The 25,107-nt window shown below is 71.4% G+C and carries 22 protein-coding genes and 1 pseudogene; 10 read left to right on the top strand and 13 right to left on the bottom strand.

The window, feature by feature from the left end; all coding sequences use genetic code 11:
• Positions 1-117: 117 nt before the first annotated feature.
• Complete coding sequence (locus ACRRSS_RS24490; protein ID WP_435973269.1) at positions 118-1,269, top strand: glycerate kinase; 1,152 nt, start codon at positions 118-120, stop codon at positions 1,267-1,269.
• A gap of 159 nt (positions 1,270-1,428) precedes the next feature.
• On the opposite strand, the gene ACRRSS_RS24485 is transcribed toward ACRRSS_RS24490, so the two are convergent.
• A complete protein-coding gene (locus ACRRSS_RS24485; protein ID WP_435973268.1) occupies positions 1,429-2,637 on the bottom strand; it encodes a PucR family transcriptional regulator in 1,209 nt (402 codons plus the stop codon).
• Between the two features lie 196 nt (positions 2,638-2,833).
• Here ACRRSS_RS24485 and ACRRSS_RS24480 point away from each other — a divergent pair, with 196 nt between their 5' ends.
• From ACRRSS_RS24480 to ACRRSS_RS24450, 7 genes and pseudogenes are all read left to right on the top strand, one after another.
• The gene (locus tag ACRRSS_RS24480; RefSeq protein WP_351906263.1) at positions 2,834-3,655 is read left to right on the top strand and encodes an ABC transporter ATP-binding protein; all 822 of its coding nucleotides are present in this window, start codon (positions 2,834-2,836) and stop codon (positions 3,653-3,655) included.
• A complete protein-coding gene (locus ACRRSS_RS24475; protein WP_435973267.1) occupies positions 3,652-4,515 on the top strand; it encodes an ABC transporter ATP-binding protein in 864 nt (287 codons plus the stop codon). The genes ACRRSS_RS24480 and ACRRSS_RS24475 overlap by 4 nt, the downstream gene beginning before the upstream one ends.
• A complete protein-coding gene (locus tag ACRRSS_RS24470; RefSeq protein ID WP_351906259.1) occupies positions 4,512-5,402 on the top strand; it encodes a branched-chain amino acid ABC transporter permease in 891 nt (296 codons plus the stop codon). Before ACRRSS_RS24475 ends, ACRRSS_RS24470 begins: the two co-directional genes overlap by 4 nt.
• Complete coding sequence (locus ACRRSS_RS24465) at positions 5,395-6,567, top strand: branched-chain amino acid ABC transporter permease (protein ID WP_435973266.1); 1,173 nt, start codon at positions 5,395-5,397, stop codon at positions 6,565-6,567. Before ACRRSS_RS24470 ends, ACRRSS_RS24465 begins: the two co-directional genes overlap by 8 nt.
• Positions 6,564-7,829 carry an ABC transporter substrate-binding protein gene (locus ACRRSS_RS24460; protein WP_435973265.1) on the top strand — a complete coding sequence of 422 codons (1,266 nt, stop codon included), beginning with the start codon at positions 6,564-6,566 and terminating at the stop codon, positions 7,827-7,829. The genes ACRRSS_RS24465 and ACRRSS_RS24460 overlap by 4 nt, the downstream gene beginning before the upstream one ends.
• A 66-nt stretch (positions 7,830-7,895) precedes the next feature.
• A pseudogene (locus ACRRSS_RS24455) lies at positions 7,896-8,348 on the top strand (GNAT family N-acetyltransferase); the annotation flags it as partial.
• A 12-nt stretch (positions 8,349-8,360) separates the two neighbouring features.
• Entirely contained in the window at positions 8,361-8,909 is a 549-nt protein-coding gene (locus ACRRSS_RS24450; RefSeq protein WP_435975415.1) for a GNAT family N-acetyltransferase, read from the top strand.
• Positions 8,910-8,997: 88 nt separating this feature from the next.
• Here the strand turns inward: ACRRSS_RS24450 and pssA are convergent, their stop codons facing one another.
• The 9 genes from pssA to ACRRSS_RS24405 form a co-directional block, all read right to left on the bottom strand.
• On the bottom strand, positions 8,998-9,864 hold the full coding sequence (gene pssA, locus ACRRSS_RS24445; RefSeq protein WP_435975414.1) for a CDP-diacylglycerol--serine O-phosphatidyltransferase: 867 nt from the start codon (positions 9,862-9,864) through the stop codon (positions 8,998-9,000).
• Positions 9,857-10,513, bottom strand: coding sequence for a phosphatidylserine decarboxylase (locus ACRRSS_RS24440; RefSeq protein WP_030320136.1), 657 nt, complete (start codon positions 10,511-10,513; stop codon positions 9,857-9,859). The genes pssA and ACRRSS_RS24440 overlap by 8 nt, the downstream gene beginning before the upstream one ends.
• Positions 10,514-10,681: 168 nt before the next feature.
• Complete coding sequence (locus tag ACRRSS_RS24435) at positions 10,682-11,887, bottom strand: acyl-CoA dehydrogenase family protein (protein WP_435973264.1); 1,206 nt, start codon at positions 11,885-11,887, stop codon at positions 10,682-10,684.
• A gap of 2 nt (positions 11,888-11,889) precedes the next feature.
• Positions 11,890-12,414: a MaoC family dehydratase gene (locus tag ACRRSS_RS24430; protein ID WP_435973263.1), complete on the bottom strand. Its 525-nt coding sequence runs from the start codon at positions 12,412-12,414 to the stop codon at positions 11,890-11,892.
• Between the two features lie 15 nt (positions 12,415-12,429).
• Positions 12,430-13,395 carry an HpcH/HpaI aldolase/citrate lyase family protein gene (locus ACRRSS_RS24425; protein ID WP_435973262.1) on the bottom strand — a complete coding sequence of 322 codons (966 nt, stop codon included), beginning with the start codon at positions 13,393-13,395 and terminating at the stop codon, positions 12,430-12,432.
• A complete protein-coding gene (locus ACRRSS_RS24420; protein ID WP_435973261.1) occupies positions 13,392-15,413 on the bottom strand; it encodes a protein meaA in 2,022 nt (673 codons plus the stop codon). The genes ACRRSS_RS24425 and ACRRSS_RS24420 overlap by 4 nt, the downstream gene beginning before the upstream one ends.
• Positions 15,414-15,427: 14 nt before the next feature.
• Positions 15,428-16,765 carry a crotonyl-CoA carboxylase/reductase gene (ccrA, locus tag ACRRSS_RS24415; protein ID WP_435973260.1) on the bottom strand — a complete coding sequence of 446 codons (1,338 nt, stop codon included), beginning with the start codon at positions 16,763-16,765 and terminating at the stop codon, positions 15,428-15,430.
• A gap of 430 nt (positions 16,766-17,195) precedes the next feature.
• Positions 17,196-18,026 carry a TetR family transcriptional regulator gene (locus ACRRSS_RS24410; RefSeq protein ID WP_435973259.1) on the bottom strand — a complete coding sequence of 277 codons (831 nt, stop codon included), beginning with the start codon at positions 18,024-18,026 and terminating at the stop codon, positions 17,196-17,198.
• A gap of 115 nt (positions 18,027-18,141) precedes the next feature.
• Positions 18,142-19,923: a 3-hydroxyacyl-CoA dehydrogenase family protein gene (locus ACRRSS_RS24405; protein WP_435973258.1), complete on the bottom strand. Its 1,782-nt coding sequence runs from the start codon at positions 19,921-19,923 to the stop codon at positions 18,142-18,144.
• Positions 19,924-20,263: 340 nt separating this feature from the next.
• Between ACRRSS_RS24405 and ACRRSS_RS24400 the strand changes: the two genes are divergently transcribed.
• On the top strand, positions 20,264-20,866 hold the full coding sequence (locus ACRRSS_RS24400) for a HEAT repeat domain-containing protein (protein ID WP_435973257.1): 603 nt from the start codon (positions 20,264-20,266) through the stop codon (positions 20,864-20,866).
• Here ACRRSS_RS24400 and ACRRSS_RS24395 read toward each other — a convergent pair.
• The 3 genes from ACRRSS_RS24395 to ACRRSS_RS24385 form a co-directional block, all read right to left on the bottom strand.
• Positions 20,837-21,325 carry a RidA family protein gene (locus ACRRSS_RS24395; RefSeq protein WP_435973256.1) on the bottom strand — a complete coding sequence of 163 codons (489 nt, stop codon included), beginning with the start codon at positions 21,323-21,325 and terminating at the stop codon, positions 20,837-20,839. The two genes, ACRRSS_RS24400 and ACRRSS_RS24395, sit on opposite strands and share 30 nt — an antisense overlap.
• A gap of 136 nt (positions 21,326-21,461) precedes the next feature.
• Positions 21,462-23,066: an alpha/beta hydrolase gene (locus tag ACRRSS_RS24390; RefSeq protein WP_435973255.1), complete on the bottom strand. Its 1,605-nt coding sequence runs from the start codon at positions 23,064-23,066 to the stop codon at positions 21,462-21,464.
• Between the two features lie 203 nt (positions 23,067-23,269).
• Positions 23,270-24,301 (bottom strand): Rv2578c family radical SAM protein, encoded by a 1,032-nt coding sequence (locus ACRRSS_RS24385; protein ID WP_435973254.1) that lies wholly within the window; start codon positions 24,299-24,301, stop codon positions 23,270-23,272.
• A 148-nt stretch (positions 24,302-24,449) separates the two neighbouring features.
• Here ACRRSS_RS24385 and ACRRSS_RS24380 point away from each other — a divergent pair, with 148 nt between their 5' ends.
• The gene (locus ACRRSS_RS24380) at positions 24,450-24,893 is read left to right on the top strand and encodes an SRPBCC family protein (protein WP_351901340.1); all 444 of its coding nucleotides are present in this window, start codon (positions 24,450-24,452) and stop codon (positions 24,891-24,893) included.
• Positions 24,894-25,107 lie beyond the last annotated feature (214 nt).

Genomic DNA, 25,107 nt, shown 5'->3' with positions numbered 1-25,107 from the left:
CCCGTGCGACCCCACCATGGTGCGACATATGGGTGCATCCGGGGGTGGCACGCCGTCCGGAGGTACGGATAGGGTCGGCCTCGGCGCGACTGCACGTTCGAAAGCAAGGGATGCAAGGTGACGGACGGAGCAGCAACTCAGGTGGCTCACGTGCTCGTGGCTGCCGACAAGTTCAAGGGTTCGCTCACGGCCGTACAGGTCGCGGAGCGGGTCACAGCGGGACTGCGACGGGTCGTCCCGGAGCTCACGGTGGAGACACTGCCCGTCGCGGACGGGGGCGACGGCACCGTCGCGGCCGCCGTCGCGGCCGGATTCGAACGCCGCGAGGTCCAGGTGACGGGCCCCCTCGGCGACCCCGTCACCGCGGCCTACGCGCTCCGTGACACCACCGCGGTCGTCGAGATGGCGGAGGCCTCCGGTCTCCAGCTCCTCCCGCCCGGCGTGTTCGCCCCGCTGACCGCGACCACGTACGGCTCCGGCGAACTCCTCCGCGCTGCGCTCGACGCCGGCGCGACCACCCTCGTCTTCGGCGTCGGCGGCAGCGCCACCACCGACGGCGGCGCCGGCATGCTCGCCGCGCTCGGCGCCCGCTTCCTCGACGCGGACGGCGCCCCCGTGGGCCCCGGCGGCGCGGCCCTCGCCGACCTGGCCACGGCCGACCTCAGCGGCCTCGACACCCGCTTCGCCTCGGTCGACCTGATCCTCGCGAGCGACGTCGACAACCCGCTCACCGGGCCCAAGGGCGCCCCCGCCGTCTACGGCCCGCAGAAGGGCGCCACCCCGGACGACGTCCGCACCCTGGACGCGGCCCTCGCCCACTTCGCCACCGTCCTGGAGAAGGCCGTCGGCCCCAAGGCGGCCGAGGCGGCCGTCGCCCCCGGCGCCGGTGGCGCGGGCGGCATCGGCTACGGCGCGCTCATCCTCGGCGCCAGCTTCCGCCCCGGCATCGAACTGATGCTGGAGGTGCTCGGCTTCGCCCCCGCCCTGGAGCGCGCCACCCTCGTCATCACCGGCGAGGGCTCCCTCGACGAGCAGACCCTCCACGGCAAGGCCCCGGCGGGCGTCGCCGCGGCGGCCCGCGCCGCCGGCAAGGAGGTCGTCGCGGTCTGCGGACGCCTGGCCCTTGCGCCCGAAGCCCTGGGCAGGGCGGGCATCCGCCGCGCCTACCCCCTCACGGCGCTCGAACCCGACCCCGCGAAGTCCATGGCGAACGCGGGCCCGCTCCTGGAGGACACGGCGGCCGCGCTGGCCCGCGACTTCCTGATCTAGGAACCCGTCTCGGGGCCCTCCACCGGGCCCCGAAGCGGGCACCCCTCCGACCGGCGCCTACGGCAGGGACAGCTCCCGCTCCGGCCTGGTCGTCACGACCGGGGGCGGCGAGGTGACGACCGTGCGCCTGGACGCGCGCGACGGGAGCCGCCCGGGCCGTCAGGCCGAACCCCCCGGCGCCGTCAGCCGGAACGCGTCGAGTGCCAGCGTCATCTCCGTCAGGTCCCGCGGCCGCGACAGCGACCGGGACGTCAGTTGTTCGAGCCGCCGCAACCGGTTGAAGACCGTGTTCCGGTGGCAGTACAGCCGTCCCGCCGCCCGTCCAGCCGACCCCTCGCAGTCCAGCCACGCGTCCAGCGTCTCCAGGAGGACGGCCCGGTCAGCCGGGTCCAGTTCGAGCAGGCCCCCCAGGACGTCCGAGACCAGCAGGTTCGCCATCTCCGGCTGGCCCACCACGAGCGCGCCCGCCATCCGCCGGTCGAGCCGTACGATCTCGCGGCTGCCCGGCGGACACGTCCGCAGCGCCAGCTCCGCCAGCCGGCGCGCCCGGCCCAGCTCGGTGAGGCCCACGACCACCGGACTGATCCCGCCGGGACCCGGGCACCGCCCGTCGAGGAGCTCCGACAGCGCGTCCAGACCGGTGTCCCCGGCCAGCGCCACCACCCCCAGCTCGCAGTCGGCGCCCATCCGCCACAGGAACCGCACTCCCTCGCCCTGCACCTGCCGGTGGAACGGCTCGCGCTCCTCCCGCCGGTCGTAGCGCAGCACCACCACCGCGTACCGCCCCAGCTCCGGCAGGTCCAGGCCCGCCGCCGCCCGTGACACCAGCTCGGGTGACCGCCGGCCCTGGAGCAGGGCGTCCAGGAGCGCCTGGAGCTGCTCGTCCGTGCGGCGGCGCAGTTCGAGCTCCGTCGTCCGGTACGCCTCCGACGCCGTGTCCGCCTGCGCGTCCACCGCCGACCAGACCGTCGTCGCCGACTGCATCAGCGCCGCCAGCTGCGCCGTGTCCGTCCCCGCGCCCTCGATCAGCGCGTCCCAGACCAGATGCCCGGCATGCCGGTAGGCGTGCACGACCAGTTCGAGCGGCATGCCCTGCGCGGCACGCCGCCGGCCCATCCCGTCCGCGTGCTCCAGATCCCGCCGGGGCGAGTTCCGCGGCGCCGAGATCATCTCGATCCCGATCCGCATCGCCTCCTGCGCCTCCTGCCAGTGCTGGTCGTACGGCAGGATCCGCCCGTAGGCGGGCTCGTACGCGTGGAGTTCCCTCAGATGCTCGTCCACCAGCTCCGGCACCCGCTCCAGAAGCGCCGTGCACGCCTGAGCGAGCACCTTCCAGTCGTCACCGGTCCGCCTTCTGCGCCGTCCCATGCCCGGAGGATCCACCGCCCCGGCCCCCTCCGCACAGCCCTGACGCGCAGCGTTGTGCGCATGCACAGCCCGTCGGCGCACCCGCTGGTCACCGGCAGCGATTCGGCGGCGGGGCGTGGACGCGCGGTCCGGCGCGGTGTTGTGGTGAGCGCCATCGAACGGCCGGGTAACAAGGACGGCCGGGAAAAGGGGAACCATGGGAGGTACCGCACCCGCCCTTCAGGTGACGGACCTGACGGCGGGATACGGACCGGTACGCGCACTGCGGCAGGTGTCGCTGACCGTACCGGCGGGTGAGGTGGTCACCGTCCTGGGAGGCAACGGGGCCGGGAAGTCGACGCTGCTGCGGGCCGTCTCGCGCACCCTGCGCTTCCACGGCGGCGCCGTGGTCTCCGGGACGGTGAGCCGTGACGGTCGGCCGCTCGACGGGCTGCCGCCCGACCGGGTCGTCGCGGCCGGCGTCTCCCAGGTGCCCGAGGGCCGGCAGGTCTTCGCCCGGATGACGGTCGAGGACAACCTGCGGGCGGGAGCGCTCGGCAGACGCGGCGGCCGGGCGGCGAAGGCCGCCGCCCTGCGCCGGGTCCACGAACTGTTCCCGGTCCTCGCGGAGCGCGCCCGGCAGCAGGCCGGACTGCTCTCCGGCGGCGAGCAGCAGATGCTGGCCGTCGGCCGCGCCCTGATGGCCGCGCCGGGCCTGCTCCTCCTCGACGAGCCCTCCCTCGGTCTGGCCCCGCTGATGGCGGCGCGGATCGCGGACGCGGTCCGGGAGATCAACGCCCAGGGCACGGCCGTGCTCCTCGTCGAGCAGAACGCGGCGCTCGCGCTGCGGCTCGCCTCCCGCGCGTACGTCCTGGAGGTCGGCGAGGTCACCCTGTCCGGTCCGGCCGCCGAACTCGCCGCCTCCGACGAGGTGCGCCGCCGCTATCTGGGCGTGGTCGACGAGGACGCCGCCGCCGACGCGGCCCGCGCCCGTGCCACGCACCCGGTCCTGCCCCGCTGGGAGGAATCCCCCCGATGACACCGCCCCCGCCCCCCGGCGCCGAGCCGGAGAAGTCCGCTCCCGGACCGGAGGAACACGCCCCCGCCCCCGACACCCCCACCCCCGACATCCCCGCCCTCGAAGTCCGTGACCTCACCGTCCGGTTCGCCGGGCTCACCGCCCTCGACGGCGTCGGCTTCACCGTCCGGCCCGGCACCGTGCACGCCCTCATCGGACCCAACGGCGCGGGGAAGTCCACCTGCTTCAACGTGCTCTCCGGCGTCTACAAGGCCACCGAGGGCTCCGTCCGCCTCGGCCCGCACGAGCTGACCGCCCTGCCCCCGCACCGGATCGCGGACCTCGGCGTCGGCCGGATCTTCCAGAACCTGGCCCTGCCGCCCCGCGCCACCGTCGAGGACAGCCTGATGCTCGGCCGCCACCGGCTGACCCGCACCGGCTTCGTCGCCGCCGGGCTGCGGCTCCCCTCCGCCGCGCGCGAGGAGGCGCGCCACCGTGCCAGGGTCCGGGAGATCGCCGCCTTCGTCGGCCTGGAGCCGTACCTCTCGCGGCCGGCGGGCTCCCTCTCGTACGGACAGCAGAAGCTCGCCGAACTGGCCCGCGCGCTCTGCATGGAGCCCAAGCTCCTGCTGCTCGACGAGCCCGTCGCCGGCATGACCGCCGACGAGCGGCGCCGTACCGCCTCGGTCATCGCGGGGGTCCGCGACAGCCTCGGCATCTCGGTCCTCCTCGTCGAGCACGACATGGGCCTGGTGATGCGGCTCGCCGACTCCGTCACCGTCCTCGACTTCGGCCGCCGGATCGCCGACGGGACCCCCGCCGACGTCCAGAACGACCCGGCGGTCGTCCGCGCCTACCTCGGAGAGGAGTCCGCCGCGTGAGCACGTTCGCCGAGTTCCTGATCAACGGCATCTCACTGGGCTCGATCTACGCCCTCATCGCCCTCGGCTTCGTGGTCATCTTCCGCGCCACCGAGGTCGTCAACTTCGCCCACGCCTCCCTCCTCCTGGCCGGCGGCTACGTGACCGCCGTGCTCCACGACGAGATCGGCTTCTGGCCCGCCCTCCTCGCCGGCATCGCCGGCGCGGCGCTGGTCGGCGCGGCCGTCGAGTTCTTCGTGATGCGCCGGCACCGGGGCGCCGACCACAGCGTCCTCGCCATCGTCACCATCGGTGTCGACATCCTGCTCGCCACGGAGCTGACCCGCCGGATCGGCACCGACATCCTCGCCCTGGGCGACCCGTGGGGCGACGCGGTCGTCACCGTCGGACCGGTCACCATCGCGGAGACCCGGATCGCCGCCCTGCTCGCCGCGGCCCTCCTCATCACCGCCTTCCTGCTCGCCTTCCGGTACACCTCCTGGGGCGTCGCCATGCGGGCCGCCGCCGAGAACCAGGAGACCGCCGCCCTCATGGGCATCCGGCTCGGCCGGGTCTCGCTCGGCGCCTGGGCCGTCGCCGGCGGTCTCGCCGCCGTCGCCGCGCTCTTCCTGACGGTCTTCCCGACCCCGGGCCTGGAACGGGCCACCTCGCTGGCCGCGCTCAAGGCCTTCCCCGCCGCCATCCTCGGCGGTCTCGACTCCACCACGGGCGCCCTCGTCGGCGGCCTCCTCGTCGGCGTCACCGAGTCCCTCGCCACCGGCTACCAGGGCGACCTGGCGTTCCTCGGCCGGGGGATCGGCGACCTGGCCCCCTACCTCGTCATGGTGGCGGTGCTCCTGATCCGCCCGGCGGGACTCTTCGGTACGAAGGAGCTGGCGCGTGTCTGAGACCCTCGCCCGGAGCGGCCTCCGGGTCCGCACCCCGGCGCTGTACGGGTGGGCCGCCGCCGGCCTCGTCCTCGTCGTCCTCCCCTTCTACCTGGACCGCTTCTGGCTCCAGGCGGGCCTCTTCGCGATGGCCGCCGCCCTCGGCGCGATCGGCATCAACCTGCTCACCGGCGCCACCGGCCAGCTCTCCATGGGGCACGCCTTCTTCCTCGCCGTCGGCGCCTACGGCTACTGTGCCTTCGCCGGTGACGGCACCGACGGACTCGCCGGGCTCGGCCTTCCCGGCTGGCTCGCCGCCGTCCTCGCGGTGGCGCTCTCGGGCCTGGCGGGCGGGGTGTTCAGCCCCATCGCGGGCCGGCTGCGCGGCGCGTACCTCGGGATCGCCACCCTCGCGCTGATCTTCATCGGCCAGCACGTGCTCTTCAACGCCCACGACCTCACCGGCGGCTACAACGGCCGCGCGGTCCCCCCGCTCTCCCTCTTCGGCCTCACCTTCGACGACAGCGAACTCCTCGTCGCCCAGGTGCCGTTCGGCGCGGTGGAGAAGCTCTGGTACCTGGGGCTCGTGCTGCTCCTCGGCGGGGTGGTCTTCGCCCGCGGAGTCCTCCGGGGCCGCCCCGGGCGGGCGATGAACGCCATCCGCGACCACCGGATCGCCGCCGGGGTGATGGGCATCCCGGTGGCCCGTTACCGCGCCGCCGTCTTCGTCCTCTCCTCCATGTACGCGGGCCTCGCGGGCGTCCTGCTCGCCCTGGTCTTCCAGCGCACGGTGCCGGAGTACTTCGGCATGGCGCTCTCCCTCGAATACCTGGCCATGATCGTCATCGGCGGTCTCGGCTCGGTCGCGGGCGCGGTGGCCGGAGGCGTCTTCGTCTCCCTCCTGCCGCAGCTCCTCAACCGCTACAGCGACGCCCTCCCGCTGGTCTCCGCCCCGGGCACGGGCGGGATCGCACCGGGGGAGGCCTCGCGCTACCTGTACGGCGCCGCCGTCGTCGCGGTGGTGCTGTTCCTGCCCGGAGGCCTGGCCCGCCTGGCGGCCCGGAGGCCCGGAAAACCGGGAGCACCCGGCGGGCCGGGAAGCCCCGGAGAACCCGAGAACCCCCCATCCCACCCCACCCCGTCCCACGCACCCTCGAACACCGAACCCTCAGGAGAGGCACGATGATCCACAGACGACAGGCCGTGCGGGGCCTGGCCGCCGCGCTCGCCGCGCTGGTCGCCCTCACCGCCGCCGGATGCAGCTCCAAGGCCAAGACCGACGACGCCAAGCCGACCGGCGCGGGCGGGGTGAAGACCGGCGAGGGCGTCACCGACAAGACGATCTCGCTCGGCGCGCTCACCGACATGACCGGGGTGTACGCCACCCTCGGCAAGAGCGTCACCCAGGCCCAGCAGCTGTACGTGAAGCAGGTCAACGCCGCCGGCGGGATCTGCGGCCGGCAGCTGGAGCTGACCGTCCGCGACCACGGCTACGACCCGCAGAAGGCGCTCGCCGCCTACACCGAGCTGGAGCCGAAGGTCGTCGGCTACGCCCAGTTCATCGGCTCGCCCTTCGTCGCCGCCGTCAAGCCCCGGGTCGACGGCCAGGACAAGGGCCTCGTCCTCCCGCAGGCCTGGTCCGCCTCGCTGCTCGGCTCCCCGTACATCCGCGTCCTGGGCGCCACGTACGACGTCGAGACGATCAACGCCGTCGACTTCCTGCTCAAGGAGAAGGGGCTGAAGTCGGGCGACAAGCTCGGCCACGTCTACTTCGAGGGCGACTACGGCGAGAACGCGCTCAAGGGCTCGAAGTACGCGGCCGAGAAGGCTGGCCTCAGCGTCGTCGAGCAGAAGATCAAGCCCACCGACAACGACATGTCGGCCCAGGTCGCGGCGCTCAAGCAGGCCGGGGTCAAGGCCATCGTCATCAGCGCGGGCCCCCGCCAGGCCGCCTCCCTCGTGGGAGTCGCCGCAGCCACCGGCCTGAAGGTCCCCGTCGTCGGCAACAACTCCGCCTTCGCGCCGCAGCTGCTCGGCACCCAGGCCGGTCCCGCCCTGGAGAAGATGTACTGGTTCGCCTCTCCGAGCCTCCCCATCGGCGCGGACACCCCGATCGCGAAGAAGCTCGTCGCGGACTACCAGGCCGCCTACCCGGGCGACTCCCTCGACAACGGCATCGTCGCCGGCTGGACCGCGGCGAGCGTCTTCGGCGAGGCCCTGAAGAAGGCCTGCGAGAGCAAGGACCTCACGCGCGACGGCGTCGGCAAGGCGCTCCTGACGCTGACGTCCTACGACGCCGGCTTCGGGATGAGCCACAACCTCGGCGACCCCAAGGCCCCGTCGTCCCGGGAGTCCGTCATCATCCAGCCGGACAAGAAGGTCCCCGGCGGCATGCGCACCGTCCGGCAGCCCTTCGTCGCGGACGCCGCGAAGGCCTACACCCCCTGACCGACCCGCTCGACCCCCTGGGCCGGGTTTCACACGCGCGAAACAACGCGGTGTGAAGCTCGGCCCATGAACGTGATGATCGAGGAGAACCGCTCCCACCCGCGCCTCTCCGACCTGCTGGCCGCCTACCACCTGGTCAACCAGGCGGAGAAGGGCACGCCCGCGGCGGCGGTGGCCGGGCTGCCGGCCGTATACCGCGGCGAGGCCGAGGACCCGGCCGCCGCCTTCACCGCCGACACGGTCCTGCTCGCCACCCCGCCCGGCGACGACGCGCCCGTCGGCTGTGTCGTCCTCAAGGCCCCCCGCGAGGGCCGCGCGCCCGAGATCAAGCGGCTCTGGGTCGCTCCCGAGGCACGCCGCAAGGGGATCGCGAAAGCCCTCATGGCCGAGGCCCTGCGCCGCGCGGAGGCCTCCGGCGCCCCGGCCGTGCGTCTCACCGTCTGGGACCGGCGGGAGGGACCGCTGGCCCTCTACCGGAGCCTCGGCTTCGAGACCGTCGCCTCCTGGGACGAGCGGCCCGGCCTCCTCTGCCTGGAGAAGCCCCTCGCGCGGGCCGCCGACCGCGTCGAGCGGCTCACCCCCGACGAGGTACGCGCCCACGCCCCCGCCGGTCTCGCCGCGCTCCTCGTCGACGCCGTGGACGGTGGTGCCTCCGTCGGCTTCCTGGCGCCCCTGGAGGCCACCGAGGCGGCCGCCTGGTGGTCCCGCGTCGCCGAGGAGACCGAGGAGGGCGTACGGGACGTCTGGGCGGCCCACGGCCCGGACGGGGGCCTGACCGGCGTCGTCACCCTCGTCCGCGCCGGTACGGCCAACGGCCGGCACCGCGGCGAGATCGCCCGCCTCCTGGTGCACCGCTCCGCCCGCGGCCGGGGCCTCGGGTACCGGCTCCTCGCCACGGCCGAGGCCCACGCCGCCGCCACGGGCCTCACCCTGCTCGTCCTGGACACCCAGACGGACAGCCCGGCCGAACGCCTCTACCGGGGAGCGGGCTGGACGGCCGCCGGGACGATCCCGGACTTCGCCGCCGACCCGGCCGGCGTCCCGCGCCCCACGACGCTCTACTACAAGCGCCTCGGCTAGCCCCGGTACGAGCGCCTCGGCCGGCCCCGGGCACGCGGAAGGGCCCCGGAGGCGATGTGCCTCCGGGGCCCTACTCGTACAGCGTGCGCTACGGCAGCTGGGCCGCCCGGGCCTCCCGGCTCTCACGCCGGTTGCCGCGGAAGGTGTTCACCCGACGGGCCGTCGCGAAGAGGGGGATCACGGCGCCCATCACGACCTGGAGCGCGCAGCCCGCCTGGAGCAGGAACTCCCCGCCCGGGGCGTCGAACGCCCAGGCCGCGAGCATGCCCATCGCTCCGACGATCCAGCTGAGCATCGCCACCGCGAGGATGCCCCGCGGCTTGGGGTACTCCACCCGGCTCACCATCAGCCAGGCGACGCCGATGATCGCGAGCAGCGTCGGGATGAACGGCAGCTCGAGGAGCACGATGGAGACCACCGTCAGCGCGCCGAAGGGGCTCGGCATGCCCTGGAACATGCCGTCCTTCATGGTCACGCAGGAGAATCTCGCGAGCCGCAGCACCACCGCGAGGAGCACCACGATCGCGGCCACCGCCGAGACCTTCTGCTGCGCGTCGTCCGCGACCATCCCGTACACGAGCACGAAGTAGGCCGGGGCCAGACCGAAGCTGATGAGGTCCGACAGGTTGTCGAGCTCGGCGCCCATCGGGGACGAGCGCAGCTTGCGCGCCACGATGCCGTCGAAGAGGTCGAAGATCGCCGCGCACAGCATCAGGATCACGGCGGTGGCGGCGCTGTTGCGCGCCATGCCGGTCTCGGTGCTCCCCGTGAGGTGCGGGATGAGGATGCCGGTGGTGGTGAAGTACACCGCCATGAATCCACACGTGGCGTTACCGAGCGTGAGGGCGTCCGCTATGGACAGCCTCAGCGACAACGGCATCTCCTCGGCCTCGTCGGCCGCCTCGTCGTCAGCGCCGCCGACCCAGTCGGCGGCACGTGTGTCGGGATCAATCACGGTCAATGCGAGTCACCCCCGCCGTGGTGGCCTGGCCGACCTCGACGGCGACCTCGACACCCTCGGGGAGGTAGATGTCGACGCGCGAGCCGAAGCGGATCAGACCGATGCGGTCACCCTGCTCGACCTTGGTCCCCTGCGGGATGTACGGCACGATGCGCCGGGCGACGGCGCCGGCGATCTGGACCATCTCGATGTCGCCGAGCTCGGTGTCGAAGTGCCAGACAACGCGCTCGTTGTTCTCGCTCTCCTTGTTGAACGCCGGGACGAACCCGCCGGGAACGTGCTCCACGGACGTCACGGTGCCGGCCAGCGGCGCGCGGTTGACGTGGACGTTCAGCGGGCTCATGAAGATGGCGACCCGGGTCCGTCCGTCCTTCCACGGCATGATGCTCTGCACCACACCGTCGGCGGGGGAGATGACCCGGCCCTGAGCGATCTCGCGCTCGGGATCGCGGAAGAACCACAGCATGCCGGCCGCGAGCGCGGTGGTCGGCACGGCGATGGCCGCGGCCCGCCTCGACTTGCGCGCGCGCACGAGGCTGAGCGCCGCGGTGGCGACGGTCGGCAGGAGCCACGGCGATGCTCCGCGCGCGAGGCGTACGCCCGTGAGGCTGTCGCGGTGTGCAGAGGTTTGGCTGTGGGGCATGGATGACCTTCGTAGCGGATGATGCCGCACTGGCAACGGGGACGGCGGCTTTCCCTCGATGCTATCGGTTGAGGGGCGCAACTGGGTAAGCCAGGAACCGAGTCGACGGCCGGAAGACGAACACGGGGTGTGATCTTCTTCGCGGCCGAACCGACTCAAAGCCGACAATCAACCCTGGAACCGGTACTCCTCGAGCAGTCGACGGCCGATGATCATTTTCTGGATCTCGGCGGTACCTTCACCGATGAGCAGCATCGGCGCCTCCCGGTAGAGACGCTCGATCTCGTACTCCTTCGAGAACCCGTAGCCGCCGTGAATGCGGAAGGCGTCCTCGACGACCTCCTTGCAGTATTCGGAGGCGAGGTACTTCGCCATCCCTGCTTCGAGGTCGTTTCGTTCCCCGGAGTCCTTTTTGCGTGCTGCGTTCACCATCATCGCATGGGCGGCCTCGACCTTGGTAGCCATCTCGGCCAGCTTGAACTGGATCGCCTGGTGCTGGGCGATCGCCTTGCCGAAAGTGTGACGCTGCTGGGCATACGAGACACCGAGCTCAAATGCACGCTGAGCGACACCGCAACCACGGGCCGCCACGTTCACGCGGCCGACCTCCACGCCGTCCATCATTTGGTAAAACCCTCGGCCGGTCTCCCCGCCGAGGACCCGATTGGCCGGAATGCGCAGTCCGTCCATGATGAGCTCGGTGGTGTCGACCCCCTTGTAACCCATCTTGTCGATCTTCCCGGGGATGGTGAGGCCGGGGCGGACCTCTCCGAAGCCCGACTCCTTCTCCACGAGGAAGGTCGTCATCGACTTGTGGGGGGCGGTGCCCTCCGGGTGTCCTTCGTCACTTCGGACGAGAACGGCCACCAGCGTCGACGTGCCGCCGTTCGTCAGCCACATCTTCTGGCCGTTGAGGACGTACTCGTCGCCGTCCTTGACGGCCTTCGAGGTGATCGCCGACACGTCCGAGCCGAGGCCCGGCTCCGACATCGAGAACGCGCCACGCGTCTCGCCGGCCGCCATCCGCGGAAGGAAGTAGTCCTTCTGCTCCTGGGTGCCGTGCTGCTTCAGCATGTACGCCACGATGAAGTGCGTGTTGATGATGCCGGAGACCGACATCCAGCCACGGGCGATCTCCTCCACGCACAGCGCGTAGGTGAGCAGCGACTCGCCCAGGCCCCCGTACTCCTCGGGGATCATCAGGCCGAAGAGGCCGAGCTCCTTGAGCCCGTCGACGATCTGCTGGGGGTACTCGTCGCGGTGCTCCAGCTCGGTGGCGACCGGGATGATCTCCTTGTCGACGAACTCCCGGACGGTCTTCAGGATCTCCTGCTGGACGTCCGTGAGCCCGGCGGTCTGGGCGAGTCGGGCCATGGCTACTTCTCCGTCTTCTTGGCGGGCTCGATGAGCTCCGGGCGGCCGGGCTGCTCGCCGCCGCGCTCCTTGATGTACGTCTCGGTGGGGACCATCACCTTGCGGCGGAAGACGCACACGAGGGTGCCGTCCTGCTTGTAGCCCTTGGTCTCGACGTAGACGATGCCGCGGTCGTTCTTCGACTTCGACGGGGTCTTGTCGAGGACCGTGGTCTCGCCGTAGATCGTGTCGCCGTGGAAGGTCGGCGCCACGTGCCGCAGCGACTCGATCTCCAGGTTGGCGATGGCCTTGCCGGAGACGTCCGGCACGGACATGCCGAGCAGCAGCGAGTAGATGTAGTTGCCGACGACGACGTTCCTGCCGAAGTCCGTCGTGTTCTCGGCGTAGTTCACATCCATGTGCAGCGGATGGTGGTTCATCGTCAGTAGACAGAAGAGGTGGTCGTCGTACTCGGTGACCGTCTTCCCGGGCCAGTGCTTGTAGACGGCACCGATCTCGAACTCTTCGTAGGTACGGCCGAACTGCATCGGGCTCCGTCCTTGTCAGCTAGTGGGGATCTCGAACTTGCCGGTGCGCTGCATGCCGGCGGCGCGGCCCTTGCCGGAGATGACCAGGGCCATCTTGCGGGAGGCCTCGTCGATCATCTCGTCGCCGAGCATCGCGGAGCCCTTCTTCCCACCCGCCTCGGACGTGTAGAAGTCGTACGCGTCGAGGATCAGCTCGGCGTGGTCGTAGTCCTCCTGCGAGGGCGAGAAGATCTCGTTCGCGGCGGCGACCTGGTCCGGGTGCAGCACCCACTTGCCGTCGAAACCGAGGGCGGCGGCGCGCCGCGCGACGGCCTTGTAGCCCTCCTGGTTGCGGATCTGGAGGTACGGGCCGTCGATCGCCTGGAGGTTGTTGGCGCGTGCGGCCATCAGAATGCTCATCAGGATGTGGTGGTACGCGTCCGCCGGGTAACCGGGCGGCTGCTCGCCCACGACCAGCGACTTCATGTTGATGGAGGCCATGAAGTCGGCCGGGCCGAAGATGATCGTCTCGACGCGCTGGGAGGCCTGCGCGATCGCGTTGACGTTGTTCAGGCCCTGGGCGTTCTCGATCTGCGCCTCGATACCGATCTTGCCGACCTCGAAGCCCATCGTCTTCTCGATCTGGGTCAGCAGCAGGTCGAGCGCGACGATCTGCTGCGCGTCCTGGACCTTCGGCAGCATGATGCAGTCGAGGTTCTGGCCGGCGCCCTCGACGACCGTGACGACGTCCCGGTACGTCCAGTGCGTCGTCCAGTCGTTGACGCGGACCACACGGGTCTTGCCGGTCCAGTCGCCCTCGTTGAGGAACTTCACGATGGTGTGCCGGGCCTCGGGCTTGGCCAGCGGGGCGCAGGCGTCCTCCAGGTCCAGGAATACCTGGTCGGCGGCGAGACCCTGGGCCTTCTCGAGGAAGCGCGGGTTGGAGCCGGGGACCGCCAGGCAGGAGCGGCGGGGGCGGAGCCGGTTCACGGGGCTGGTCATGCGGGGACCTCCGTACGTTCAAAGGGGCTGAGCTTGTTGGCTGTGCGGATCTCGTCGACGATACGGCCGATGATCTCCGTGATGCCGAAGTCCTTCGGTGTGAAGACGGCGGCCACACCCGCGCGCTTCAGTTCCGCCGCGTCGGCGTTCGGGATGATCCCGCCGACGATGACCGGCACGTCGTGCGCGCCCGCCTCGCGGAGGCGGTCCAGGACGTCCGGGACCAGCTCGGCGTGCGAGCCGGAGAGGATCGACAGACCCACGCAGTGCACGTCCTCGGCGAGGGCCGCGTTCACGATCTGCTCGGGCGTCAGCCGGATGCCCTGGTAGACCACCTCGAAGCCGGCGTCACGCGCGCGTACGGCGATCTGCTCGGCGCCGTTGGAGTGTCCGTCCAGCCCCGGCTTGCCGACGAGCAGCCGCAGCCGCCCGCAGCCGAGCTCCTCCGCGGTCGCCGCCACCTTCTCCCGGACGAGAGCCAGCGGCGTGCCCGCCTCGGCCGTCACCGCGACCGGGGCCGAGGACACGCCCGTCGGGGCGCGGAACTCGCCGAAGACGTCCCGCAGCGCCCAGGACCACTCCCCGGTCGTGACGCCCGCACGCGCGCACTCCAGGGTGGCGGCGAAGAGGTTGCCGTCACCGGCCGCCGTCGCCTTCAGCTTCGCCAGGGACTCCTGGGCGCGGGTCTCGTCGCGGTTGTCGCGCCACTCGTGGAGGGCGGCGACCACCCGCGCCTCGTTCGCCGGGTCCACCGTCATGATCGCGGTGTCCAGGTCGGCGGTGAGGGGGTTCTCCTCGGTCGCCTGGAAGATGTTGACGCCGATGATCTTCTCGTCGCCGGCCTCGATCCGGGCGCGCCGCTCGGCGTGCGAGGAGACGAGCTGCGACTTGAGGTAGCCGGACTCGACGGCGGCCATCGCGCCACCCATCTCCTGGATCCGCTCGATCTCGGCCAGGCACTCCTCGACGAGCGATTCGACCTTGGCCTCGATGACGTGCGAGCCGGCGAAGATGTCCTCGTACTCCAGGAGGTCGGACTCGTGCGCGAGGACCTGCTGGATGCGGAGCGACCACTGCTGGTCCCAGGGCCGCGGCAGGCCGAGGGCCTCGTTCCAGGCGGGCAGCTGGACGGCGCGCGCGCGGGCGTCCTTGGAGAGGGTGACGGCCAGCATCTCCAGGACGATCCGCTGGACGTTGTTCTCCGGCTGGGCCTCGGTCAGACCGAGCGAGTTGACCTGCACGCCGTAGCGGAACCGGCGCTGCTTGTCGTTCTCGATGCCGTACCGCTCCCGGGTGACCTTGTCCCAGATGCGGCCGAAGGCGCGCATCTTGCACATCTCCTCGATGAAGCGGACGCCCGCGTTCACGAAGAAGGAGATGCGGGCGACGACCTCGCCGAAGCGGTCCGCCGGGACCTGTCCGGAGTCCCGTACCGCGTCGAGCACCGCGATCGCGGTGGACATCGCGTACGAGATCTCCTGGACCGGAGTGGCCCCCGCCTCCTGCAGGTGGTAGCTGCAGATGTTGATCGGGTTCCACTTGGGGATGCTGTTCACCGTGTAGGTGATCATGTCCGTCGTGAGGCGGAGCGAGGGGCCGGGCGGGAAGACGTGCGTCCCGCGCGACAGGTACTCCTTCACGATGTCGTTCTGGGTGGTGCCCTGGAGCCGGGTGACGTCCGCACCCTGCTCCTCGGCGACCACCTGGTAGAGCGCCAGGAGCCACATCGCCGTGGCGTTGATGGTCATCGAGGTGTTCATCTGGTCCAGGGGGATGTCCTGGAACAGCCGCCGCATGTCACCGAGGTGCGAGACGGGGACCCCGACCCGGCCGACCTCGCCGCGGGCGAGGATGTGGTCGGGGTCGTACCCGGTCTGCGTCGGCAGGTCGAACGCGACCGAGAGGCCGGTCTGGCCCTTGGCGAGGTTGCGCCGGTACAGCTCGTTGGACGCCTCGGCGGTCGAGTGACCGGCGTACGTCCGCATGAGCCACGGCCGGTCCTTCTGGCGCTCAGTCATCTATGGTCCCGGGCTCAGATGTTGCGGAAGCGGTTGATGGCGTCGATGTGCTGGGCACGCATCTCGGGGTTGCGCACGCCCAGGCCCTCCTGCGGAGCGAGCGCGAGGACGCCGACCTTGCCCTGGTGCAGGTTGCGGTGGACGTCGTAGGCGGCCTGGCCGGTCTCCTCCAGGGAGTACACCTTGGAGAGCGTCGGGTGGATCTTGCCCTTGGCGATCAGGCGGTTCGCCTCCCACGCCTCGCGGTAGTTGGCGAAGTGCGAGCCGATGATGCGCTTGAGCGACATCCACAGGTAGCGGTTGTCGTACTCGTGCATGTAGCCCGAGGTGGAGGCGCAGGTGGTGATGGTGCCGCCCTTGCGGGTGACGTAGACGCTCGCGCCGAAGGTCTCGCGGCCGGGGTGCTCGAAGACGATGTCGATGTCCTCGCCGCCGGTGAGCTCGCGGATGCGCTTGCCGAAGCGCTTCCACTCCTTCGGGTCCTGGGTGTGCTCGTCCTTCCAGAACTTGTAGCCCTCGGCGTTGCGGTCGATGACCGCCTCGGCGCCCATCGACCGGCAGATGTCGGCCTTCTCCGGGGAGGAGACGACACAGATCGGGTTGGCGCCGCCGGCCAGGGCGAACTGCGTGGCGTACGAGCCGAGCCCGCCGCTCGCGCCCCAGATCAGGACGTTGTCGCCCTGCTTCATGCCGGCGCCGTTGCGGGAGACCAGCTGGCGGTACGCGGTGGAGTTGACGAGACCGGGGGAGGCCGCCTCCTCCCAGCTCAGGTGGTCGGGCTTCGGCATCAGCTGGTTCGACTTGACCAGGGCGATCTCCGCCAGGCCGCCGAAGTTGGTCTCGAAGCCCCAGATGCGCTGCTCGGGGTCGAGCATCGTGTCGTTGTGGCCGTCCGAGGACTCCAGCTCGACCGACAGGCAGTGCGCGACGACCTCGTCGCCGGGCTTCCACGAGTTCACGCCGGGGCCGGTGCGCAGCACGACGCCCGCGAGGTCGGAGCCGATGACGTGGTACGGCAGGTCGTGGCGCTTGCTGAGGTCGCTGAGCCGGCCGTAGCGCTCCAGGAAGCCGAAGGTCGAGACGGGCTCGAAGATCGACGTCCAGACCGAGTTGTAGTTGACCGAGCTGGCCATGACGGCGACCAGGGCCTCGCCCGGGCCGAGCTCGGGCAGCGGCACGTCGTCGAGGTGCAGCGACTTGCGGGGGTCCTTGTCACGGCTGGCGAGTCCGGCGAACATCTCGGCCTCGTCCTTGTGGACGGTGATGCCCCGGTACGACTCGGGGAGCGGGATGTTCGCGAAGTCGGTGGACGTGGCGTCCGACGACTGGATCGCGGCCAGGATTTCCTTCACGGGTTGCCTCCGGCGAAGAGCGTCCGAGGGGAGGACGTCTGAGGGTTACGGCGGGGAGTCTGCTGCTGTGGAGGTGTGCCGTCGGTTCGGCTCGGTGGTGCGGGTGGCGCGGCGCCTGTGGGCGCGGGTTGCCTGTGACGCAGGCGTCCGGGCGCACGAGCCTTTCGGCTTGTGGGGACAGCCGGCGCACGAGGAGACCTCTGCGCGCCGGCCGCCCGGACAACATCAACGTATGGCACGCCGTGTCACCTGACAAGGCACTGCGTGCCAACAATTTCACTCAGATGCAATCTCCTGGTCACAGATGAGCGATGATCGATCGAATGGGCCCCTCACACCGCCCTGAACTGGGAGAACGCACGGTGGGCCGCCCCCGGATCCGGGGGCGGCCCACGTCGTGGAAGGGGCACGCAGGCCCTGGAGAGGCGGCTCAGGCCGTCCCGAGCGCCTGCTGGATCGTCCGCATGACCTCGTCGAGCGGAGCGTCCGTACGGGCCACCGCGACCACCACGTCACCCGTGGTGGAGGCCCGCACGGCCGGAACGGGTTCGGCCTGCGGAGAGGAGGACGAGGAGGGGGCCGGCCGGCCCGCGCCTATCCCCGAGCCGAAGGTCTCCCGGACGATCGCGAAGGCGTGGTCCAGCTGGGACTCCACATCCCCCTGACCACCCGCCCGCAGCCAGCGGCGCAGCACGTGGTTGTGGGCCGTCACGACCGCCGACGCCGCCACCTCGGCGAGCAGCGGGTCGTCGTTGCCGTCGTGGTGATCACGCTCGTCGAAGTGCCCCAGGAGGTACCGGGTGAACAGCCGCTCGTAGCGGGCCACCGAGGCGATCTCCCGCTCCCGCAGGGTCGGCACCTCACGCGTGAGCCGGTAGCGCTCCACGGAGACCGCCGGGGACCCCGCGTACATCTTCATGACTTCCTTGATGCCCCGGCACACCGTGTCCAGCGGGTGCTCGTGCGGAGGCGCCGCGTTCAGCACCGCCTCCGCCCGCACCAGGGTGTCGTCGTGGTCCGGGAAGATCGCCTCTTCCTTGGAGCGGAAGTGACGGAAGAAGGTCCGCCGCGCGACCCCCGCCGTGGCCGCGATCTCGTCGACCGTCGTGGCCTCGTACCCCTTGGTCGCGAAGAGCTCCATCGCGGCCGTGGCGAGCTCCCGGCGCATCTTGAGCCGCTGGGCGGCGGCGCGAGTGCCCGCCGCGCTCTCCGGAGCGTCGGACGGGGACGTGGCACGGGGTGTCTTCGCGGCCTTGGGCATGGTCCGAACGTACTGCATCGGAGGGAGAGTGTGCCCAGGTGGGGGCGGGGAGAACCCCGGGACACCGACGGTGCCCGGGGGACTCAGCAGGCCGCCCCAGCCGGTCGCTCCGGGATCAGCGTCGGGCATATTCGCGGAAGCCGCGCCCCGTCTTGCGGCCCAGGCAGCCCGCCGCCACCAGGTGCTCCAGAAGGGGGGCCGGGGCGAGACCCGGGTCGCGGAACTCGCGGTGCAGGACCTGCTCGATCGCGAGCGAGACGTCCAGGCCGACCACGTCCAGCAGCTCGAACGGCCCCATCGGGTAGCCGCCGCCCAGCTTCATCGCCGCGTCGATGTCGTCCAGGGTCGCGTAGTGCTCCTGGACCATCTTGATCGCGTTGTTCAGGTACGGGAAGAGCAGCGCGTTCACGATGAAGCCGGCGCGGTCGCCGCAGTCCACCGGGTGCTTGCGGATCCTCGTGGTGACCTCGCGCACGGTGGCGTGGACGTCGTCGCCGGTCAGCACCGTACGGACGATCTCGACCAGCTTCATCGCGGGCGCCGGGTTGAAGAAGTGCATCCCGATCACGTCCTGCGGGCGCGAGGTGGCGCGGGCACAGGCCACGACCGGCAGCGAGGAGGTCGTGGTGGCCAGCACCGCGCCCGGCTTGCAGATCTTGTCGAGCCGCGCGAACAGCTCCTGCTTGATCTCCAGGTCCTCGGCGACCGCCTCGACCGCCAGGTCGACCTCGGCGAAGGCGTCGAGCGTGCCCGCCGGGGTGATCAGGGCCAGCGTCGTGTCGCGCGCCTCGCCGGTCATCCGGCCCTTGTCGACCGAGCGGGCCAGCGACTTGGCGATCCGGGCCTTGGCGGTGTCCGCCTTCTCCTGGGAACGGGCGGCGAGGACGACCTCGTACCCGGCCTTGGCGAAGACCTCGGCGATGCCCGAGGCCATGGTGCCCGAACCGGCGACGCCGACCGAGCGGACCTCACGGCCGCCGCCGGCCTCCGCCGCGCCGAGCGGGGTCAGCGCGTCCCGCACCACCTCGCCGGAGCCCGGCGCCTCGTACGTGTAGAAGCCGCGGCCCGACTTGCGGCCGGTCAGACCGGCCTCGCTGAGCTGCTTGAGGATCGGGGCGGGGGCGTGCAGCCGGTCGTGCGAGTCCGCGTACATGGCCTCCAGGACCGTACGGGCCGTGTCGACGCCGATCAGGTCGAGCAGCGCCAGCGGCCCCATGGGAAGGCCACAGCCCAGCCGCATGGCCGCGTCGATGTCCTCGCGGGAGGCGTACTTGGCCTCGTACATGGCGGCGGCCTGGTTCAGGTATCCGAAGAGCAGCCCGTCCGCGATGAAACCGGCCCGGTCGCCGACCGCCACCGGCTCCTTGCCGAGGTCCTGCGCGAGCTGGGTGACGGCGTCGACGGCCCGCGGGTCGGTCAGCACCGAGGAGACCACCTCGACCAGCTTCATGGCCTGGACCGGGGTGAAGAAGTGCAGGCCGAGGACGCGCTCGGGGTGCGCCGAGTCGGCGGCGAGCCGGGTGACGGAGAGCGCGTTCGTCCCGGTGGCCAGGATCGTGCCGGGCCGGACGATCCCGTCCAGGGCCCGGAAGACCTCGTGCTTCGCCTCGTACGACTCGGGCACGACCTCGATCACGAGGTCCGCGTCGGCGGCCGCCTGGAGGTCGGAGAAGGTACGGAAGCGGGCCAGGACGTCCTGCCGCTCCTCCTCGGTGATCCGCTCGCGGGCCACCGCACGGGCGGTGGAGGCCTCCAGGGCGGCGACGGCCTGGGCCGCGGCGGTGTCGCTGATGTCGATGCCGATGACCTCGCGGCCGGCCCGGGCGAGGACGTCGGCGATGCCGGTGCCCATGGTGCCGAGACCGACGACGGCGATGGTGGAGAGAGGGGTGTCCATCAGGGGACTCCAGAGAGGAAGAGTGACGACTGAGGGCAGTGCGAGAGCGGTGCGCGCGGGTGGTGCCGCGGAATTGCACGAAGTGGAAAGTCGCGCGGGAGAACACACGGGAGAAGGCCCGAAAGAAAGGGCGGTGCCCGGTGAAAAGGGGCGACGGACTCTGTCCCGGAGCCACGTCGAACTGCCGAACCGACGAAACGCCCACAACGGCTGCGTCACCAGGCCGTTGTGAGAAGTGCGGGTGGTGTCCCGCTCACCTGAGACTAACCGGCGGGTAACGAGCGCGCCAGTCCCGGGAAGTTGAGAAAATGTGATCTGGATCGCGGATAGGCTCGGATTCATGGAATGCGCCGAGGATCCGGAATTCTGCTCGATGATCGATCGATTGCGGGACGAGATCGAGAATGACTCCGGAGCGGTCCCGACGGCATTCGAACATCTCACGGAAACGGCCGACCCCGAGGAGCTGCACCACGTCCTCACCGCACCCGGCCAGCCCCTCTGGGCCCGCGAGATCGCCGCCTACACCCTCGGCGTCGCCGGCGACCCCCGCGCCTTCGAGGCCCTGGTGCTCTTCCTCAACCACCGCGACCCCGAGCGCTGTGTCACCGCAGCGCACGCCCTGACCCGGCTGGGCGACCCGCGCACCGCCCGCGCGGCCGCCACCCTCGCCACCAACGAACTCCGCGTCGCCTACGCCCTGCTGCCGATCAGGCTGCTCGCCGACCTCCGCGCCCCCGAGTCCGTCCCCGCCCTGATCACCGTCCTCGAACGGCGCCTGCCGGCCGACGACCCCCACTGGCGGGTCGGCCTCGCCTGCGTCGAGGGACTCGGCGCCCTCGGCGACCCCCGGGCCCGCCCCGCGCTGGAGGCCGCGCTCCCGCACCCCCGGCTGGGCGCCGCGGCCGAACGGTCACTGGGACGGCTCGGCACCGCCCACTGACCGGAGGAGGGGGCGGGTGCCGGTGCCGGTCCGGGTGTCCGCACCGGAGTCCTGCCGCTGCTCGGGAACCAGGGCGAACGCCTCGATCTCCACGAGCAGTTCGGGGCGCACGAGCGCCGCCACCTGCACCGCGGAGCTCGCCGGCAGCGGCGCCCCCGCGAAGTGGGCGTCCCGGGCCTCCCGTATCGCGGGCAGATGGGCCACGTCCGTGACGAAGTAGGTCAGCTTCACCACGTCCCCGAACCCGGCGCCCGCCGCGGCGAGACAACGCTCCAGGTTCGCGAAGACCTGACGGGCCTGAGCCACCGCGTCCCCGACCCCGACCACCGCGCCGGAGGCGTCGTACGCGCACTGGCCGGATATCGCGACGAAGCGTCCCGTCCCCCACACGACGTGGCTGTACTGCGGGGTGGGGGCGATGCCCTCGGGAGCGGGGACGTGGGTGAGGTGGCTCGTCATGTCCCACATCCTCGCGCACCGCACTGACAGTGCCCGCGACCCCGGGGTCGCGGGCACTGCCGGAGGGTGCTTTTGCCGTCCGTCCGCCGACCCGGTACGTCGAGTGACGGCGTCGTCCGTCGTCGAGGGGCGTGGGTCAGCGGACGTGGCCGAGGAGCCCGTGCAGGGCGGTCCCGTCCTTCCTGGCGTCCTTCTTCGCGTCCCTCTTCGCGGCCCGGGTCGCGGGCTCCGGCTCCGGGGCCGGGAGCGTGGCGCAGACCGCGTCCACCTCGGCGTCGCCCTCGCCGCGCGGGACCGTCCCCGTGGCGAGGTAGGTGGTCAGGTGCTCGTCCATGCAGGCGTTCCCGCCGAGCGTCACCCCGTGGTTCCCGCCGCCCTCCTCCACGACCAGGCTGGAGCCGCGCATCAGCCGGTGCAGGGCGACCCCACCCTCGTACGGCGTCGCCGCGTCGTCCGTCGCCTGGAGGACGAGGACCGGCGGCACCTGGTCGTTGCTGACGTCCGGCGGGGTCAGCGAGTCCACCGGCCAGAAGGCGCACGGCGCGTTGTACCAGGCGTTGTTCCAGGTGGAGAAGGGCGCCTTCGCGTGGACGTCCCAGCTGTCCTTGCGCCAGACGTTCCAGTCGCGGGGCCAGCCCGCGTCCCGGCACTGCACGGCCGTGTAGACCGAGTAGCCGTTGTCGGCGGCGGCGTCCGCCTCGCCGTACAGCTCGTACGCCTCCTTCAGCGGCTCCGCGTCCGCGTCGTTGACGTACGCGGAGAACGCGCTCGCCAGGCGGGGCCAGTAGCCGTTGTAGTACCCGCCGGGCAGGAAGGTGTCCTCCAGTTCGCCCGGTCCGACCTTCCCGCCGGCCGGGGCGTCGCGCAGCGCGTCGCGCATCCGGTACCAGGCCGCCTCGACCGCCGCCGGGTCGGTGCCCAGCTCGTACACGGCGTCCTGCTCGGCCACCCAGGCCATGAACGCCTTGTGGCGGGTGTCGAAGGCGTAGTCCTGCGCGATGTTGTCCTCGTACCAGACGCCGTGCGGGTTGACGACGGAGTCGAGCGCCATGCGCCGCACCCGGTCCGGGTACAGGCGCGCGTAGACGGCTCCCAGGTAGGTGCCGTACGAGTAGCCGAGGTAGTTGATCTTCGGGGCGCCGAGGGCACGGCGGATGACGTCCAGGTCCCGGGCGGTGCTGACGGTGTCGATGTACGGCAGCACGTCCGCGTACTTCTTGCCGCAGGCCGAGGCGAAGGCCTGCGCCCGCTCGACGGCCGCCCGCTCGTCCGCGGCGCCGCTCGGCACCGAGTCCTGGCGGACCGGCGCGAAGTGGCCGGGCCGGCAGTCGAGCGCGGGCTCGCTCTTGCCGACCCCGCGCGGGTCGAAGCCGATGACGTCGTACTCGGCGGCCACCTTCGCCGGCAGCGAGGCCGCCACGTACCCGGCCATGCCACGGCCGCTGCCACCGGGCCCGCCCGGGTTCACCAGCAGCGGTCCCTGGAAGGTCTTCGCGGTGTGCTGGACCCGGGTGAGGGCGAGCGTGACGGTCCGGCCGGCCGGGTCGTCGTGGTTGAGCGGCACCTTCAGGGTGGCGCACTGGAGCTTCGGGTACGCCTTCGTGGCGCAGTCGGTCCAGGCGAGCGGGAGGAGCGGGCGGGGGGTCGGTTCGCCGGCGCCGGCGGGCGTGGCGGGCAGGACGGTGACCGTCCCGGCGACCAGCGCTCCTGCGGCGATCAGCATTCCTGCGCGTGGAGTCATGGGGCGTTTGTGTCCCGTGCGGGGCGCGGCGGGACCTGTTTCGCCCAGAGTTGACCCGAACAGAGGAGGATCCGACGGCGTGTCAGGCGTGCTGTTGACCCGTCAGGGGGGTTCGTCGGTGTCGGTGTCGGTGTCGGTGTCGGTGTCGGTGTCGGTGTGGGTGTCTGTGTCGGCGTCAGTGACGACGTCCGTCTGTCGACCCGTCAGAGCAGGGTGAGCTGCTCCGGGGCCGTCGCCGCCTCCGGTTCCTCGGGCAGGGGTGTCCGGCGCGTCCCTCCCCGGTGGGCCGGGCCGATACCGAACTCGGCTGCCAGTTCGTGCACCTGACGGGTGATCCGGCGCTGGTACCAGGTCGGCGCGTACGCCCCGTCCCCGTACATCCGCTCGTACCGCCGCACCAGGCCGGGGTGGTGGCGCCGCAGCCACTGCGTGAACCACTCGCGGGCGCCTGGCCGCAGGTGGAGCACGAGCGGGGTGACCGAACTCGCCCCGGCTTCGGCGATCGCGCGCACGGTGTCGCGCAGCTGCTCGGGCCGGTCGCCGAGGAAGGGCACCACCGGGGCCATCAGGACTCCGCAGTCGATGCCGTGCTCGCCGAGTGTGCGCACCACGTCGAGGCGGCGCTGGGGGGAGGGGGTGCCGGGTTCGATCGTGCGCCACAGCTCCTGGTCGGTGAAGCCGACGGAGACGGAGATGCCGACCTCGGTGACCCGGGCGGCCTGGGTGAGCAGCTCGAGGTCGCGCAGGATCAGGGTGCCCTTGGTGAGGATGGAGAAGGGGTTGGCGTGGTCGCGCAGGGCCGTGAGGATGCCCGGCATCAGGCGGTAGCGGCCCTCGGCCCGCTGGTAGCAGTCGACGTTGGTGCCCATCGCGATGTGCGCGCCCTGCCAGCGGGCGGAGGCGAGCTGGCGGGCCAGTACCTCCGGTGCGTTGATCTTGACGACGATCTGGGAGTCGAAGCCGAGTCCGGTGTCGAGGTCGAGATAGCTGTGCGTCCTGCGGGCGAAGCAGTACACGCACGCGTGCGTGCAGCCCCGGTACGGGTTGACCGTCCACTCGAACGGCATCCGTGAGGCGCCCGGCACCCGGTTGAGGATCGAGCGGGCCCGTACCTCGTGGAAGGTGATGCCCCGGAACTCGGGGGTGTCGAAGGTGCGGGTGGTCACCGCGTCCGTTCCGAACAGGGTGATGTCGGCGGGAGCGGCGGGGGTGTCGCCCAGATTGTCCCAGCGCATGGACGCCTCCTCGGTGACTCTGCTTCGGCCGTTCGACCAGAATAGAACACATGTTCCCTTGATCGTCGCAACCCGGATTTCGCGCCCCGGAGCCCACGTGGTTCGCTTGGCCCGCACCCCCTGAGGAACCACGAGCTGGAGGAAGTCAATGGCGCAGGTCGAGGCCACCACGGAACGGATCATCGCCGCGGACGCGGAGACGGTGTTCGACGCGCTGGCCGACTACAGCGGCACGCGCGCGAAGCTGCTCCCCGAGCACTTCAGCGAGTACGAGGTGCGCGAGGGCGGCGACGGCGAGGGCACCCTCGTCCACTGGAAGCTCCAGGCCACCAGCAAGCGCGTCCGCGACTGCCTCCTGGAGGTCACCGAGCCCACCGACGGCCAGCTCGTCGAGAAGGACCGCAACTCCTCCATGGTCACCACCTGGGTCGTGACCCCCGCCGGCGAGGGCAAGTCCCGTGCCGTGGTCACCACGGTCTGGGACGGCGCCACCGGCGTCGGCGGCTTCTTCGAGCGGACCTTCGCACCCAAGGGCCTCGGCCGGATCTACGACGCCGTTCTCGCCAAGCTGGCGGACGAGGTCGAGAAGTAACGCCCGGAGCGTTCACCGATTCGAGTGGATCGCCCGCACCCCCCGTACCGGCGCCGCGTGCGCCGGGGGGCGCGGGCCTTCTCGCAAACACGCTGATGAGCGACCCAAGTGCGCCGTCGCGCGGGCTCGTTCGCCGCCTCGGACGCCACTGACCTCCCGTACCGCCCGACTTGCTCCCGCTTCGCGCCCAATGCGAAGAATGGCGCGGCGCAGA

The organism is Streptomyces sp. Qhu_M48 (genome assembly GCF_051305195.1).
Taxonomy (GTDB): domain Bacteria; phylum Actinomycetota; class Actinomycetes; order Streptomycetales; family Streptomycetaceae; genus Streptomyces.
Note: the sequence above shows the minus strand (reverse complement) of the source record. Positions and strands in the feature narration are given on the sequence as shown.

Excerpts from the sequence above, each read along its gene's own strand:
- ACRRSS_RS24485 (WP_435973268.1), bottom strand. The coding sequence starts at position 2,637 with ATGGGACGGCGCAGAAGGCGGACCGGTGACGACTGGAAGGTGCTCGCT.
- ACRRSS_RS24480 (WP_351906263.1), top strand. The coding sequence starts at position 2,834 with ATGGGAGGTACCGCACCCGCCCTTCAGGTGACGGACCTGACGGCGGGA.
- ACRRSS_RS24475 (WP_435973267.1), top strand. The coding sequence starts at position 3,652 with ATGACACCGCCCCCGCCCCCCGGCGCCGAGCCGGAGAAGTCCGCTCCC.
- ACRRSS_RS24460 (WP_435973265.1), top strand. The coding sequence starts at position 6,564 with ATGATCCACAGACGACAGGCCGTGCGGGGCCTGGCCGCCGCGCTCGCC.
- ACRRSS_RS24440 (WP_030320136.1), bottom strand. The coding sequence starts at position 10,513 with ATGCCCCACAGCCAAACCTCTGCACACCGCGACAGCCTCACGGGCGTA.
- ACRRSS_RS24435 (WP_435973264.1), bottom strand. The coding sequence starts at position 11,887 with ATGGCCCGACTCGCCCAGACCGCCGGGCTCACGGACGTCCAGCAGGAG.
- ACRRSS_RS24430 (WP_435973263.1), bottom strand. The coding sequence starts at position 12,414 with ATGCAGTTCGGCCGTACCTACGAAGAGTTCGAGATCGGTGCCGTCTAC.
- ACRRSS_RS24425 (WP_435973262.1), bottom strand. The coding sequence starts at position 13,395 with ATGACCAGCCCCGTGAACCGGCTCCGCCCCCGCCGCTCCTGCCTGGCG.
- ACRRSS_RS24420 (WP_435973261.1), bottom strand. The coding sequence starts at position 15,413 with ATGACTGAGCGCCAGAAGGACCGGCCGTGGCTCATGCGGACGTACGCC.
- ACRRSS_RS24410 (WP_435973259.1), bottom strand. The coding sequence starts at position 18,026 with ATGCCCAAGGCCGCGAAGACACCCCGTGCCACGTCCCCGTCCGACGCT.
- ACRRSS_RS24405 (WP_435973258.1), bottom strand. The coding sequence starts at position 19,923 with ATGGACACCCCTCTCTCCACCATCGCCGTCGTCGGTCTCGGCACCATG.
- ACRRSS_RS24400 (WP_435973257.1), top strand. The coding sequence starts at position 20,264 with ATGGAATGCGCCGAGGATCCGGAATTCTGCTCGATGATCGATCGATTG.
- ACRRSS_RS24395 (WP_435973256.1), bottom strand. The coding sequence starts at position 21,325 with ATGACGAGCCACCTCACCCACGTCCCCGCTCCCGAGGGCATCGCCCCC.
- ACRRSS_RS24390 (WP_435973255.1), bottom strand. The coding sequence starts at position 23,066 with ATGACTCCACGCGCAGGAATGCTGATCGCCGCAGGAGCGCTGGTCGCC.
- ACRRSS_RS24385 (WP_435973254.1), bottom strand. The coding sequence starts at position 24,301 with ATGCGCTGGGACAATCTGGGCGACACCCCCGCCGCTCCCGCCGACATC.
- ACRRSS_RS24380 (WP_351901340.1), top strand. The coding sequence starts at position 24,450 with ATGGCGCAGGTCGAGGCCACCACGGAACGGATCATCGCCGCGGACGCG.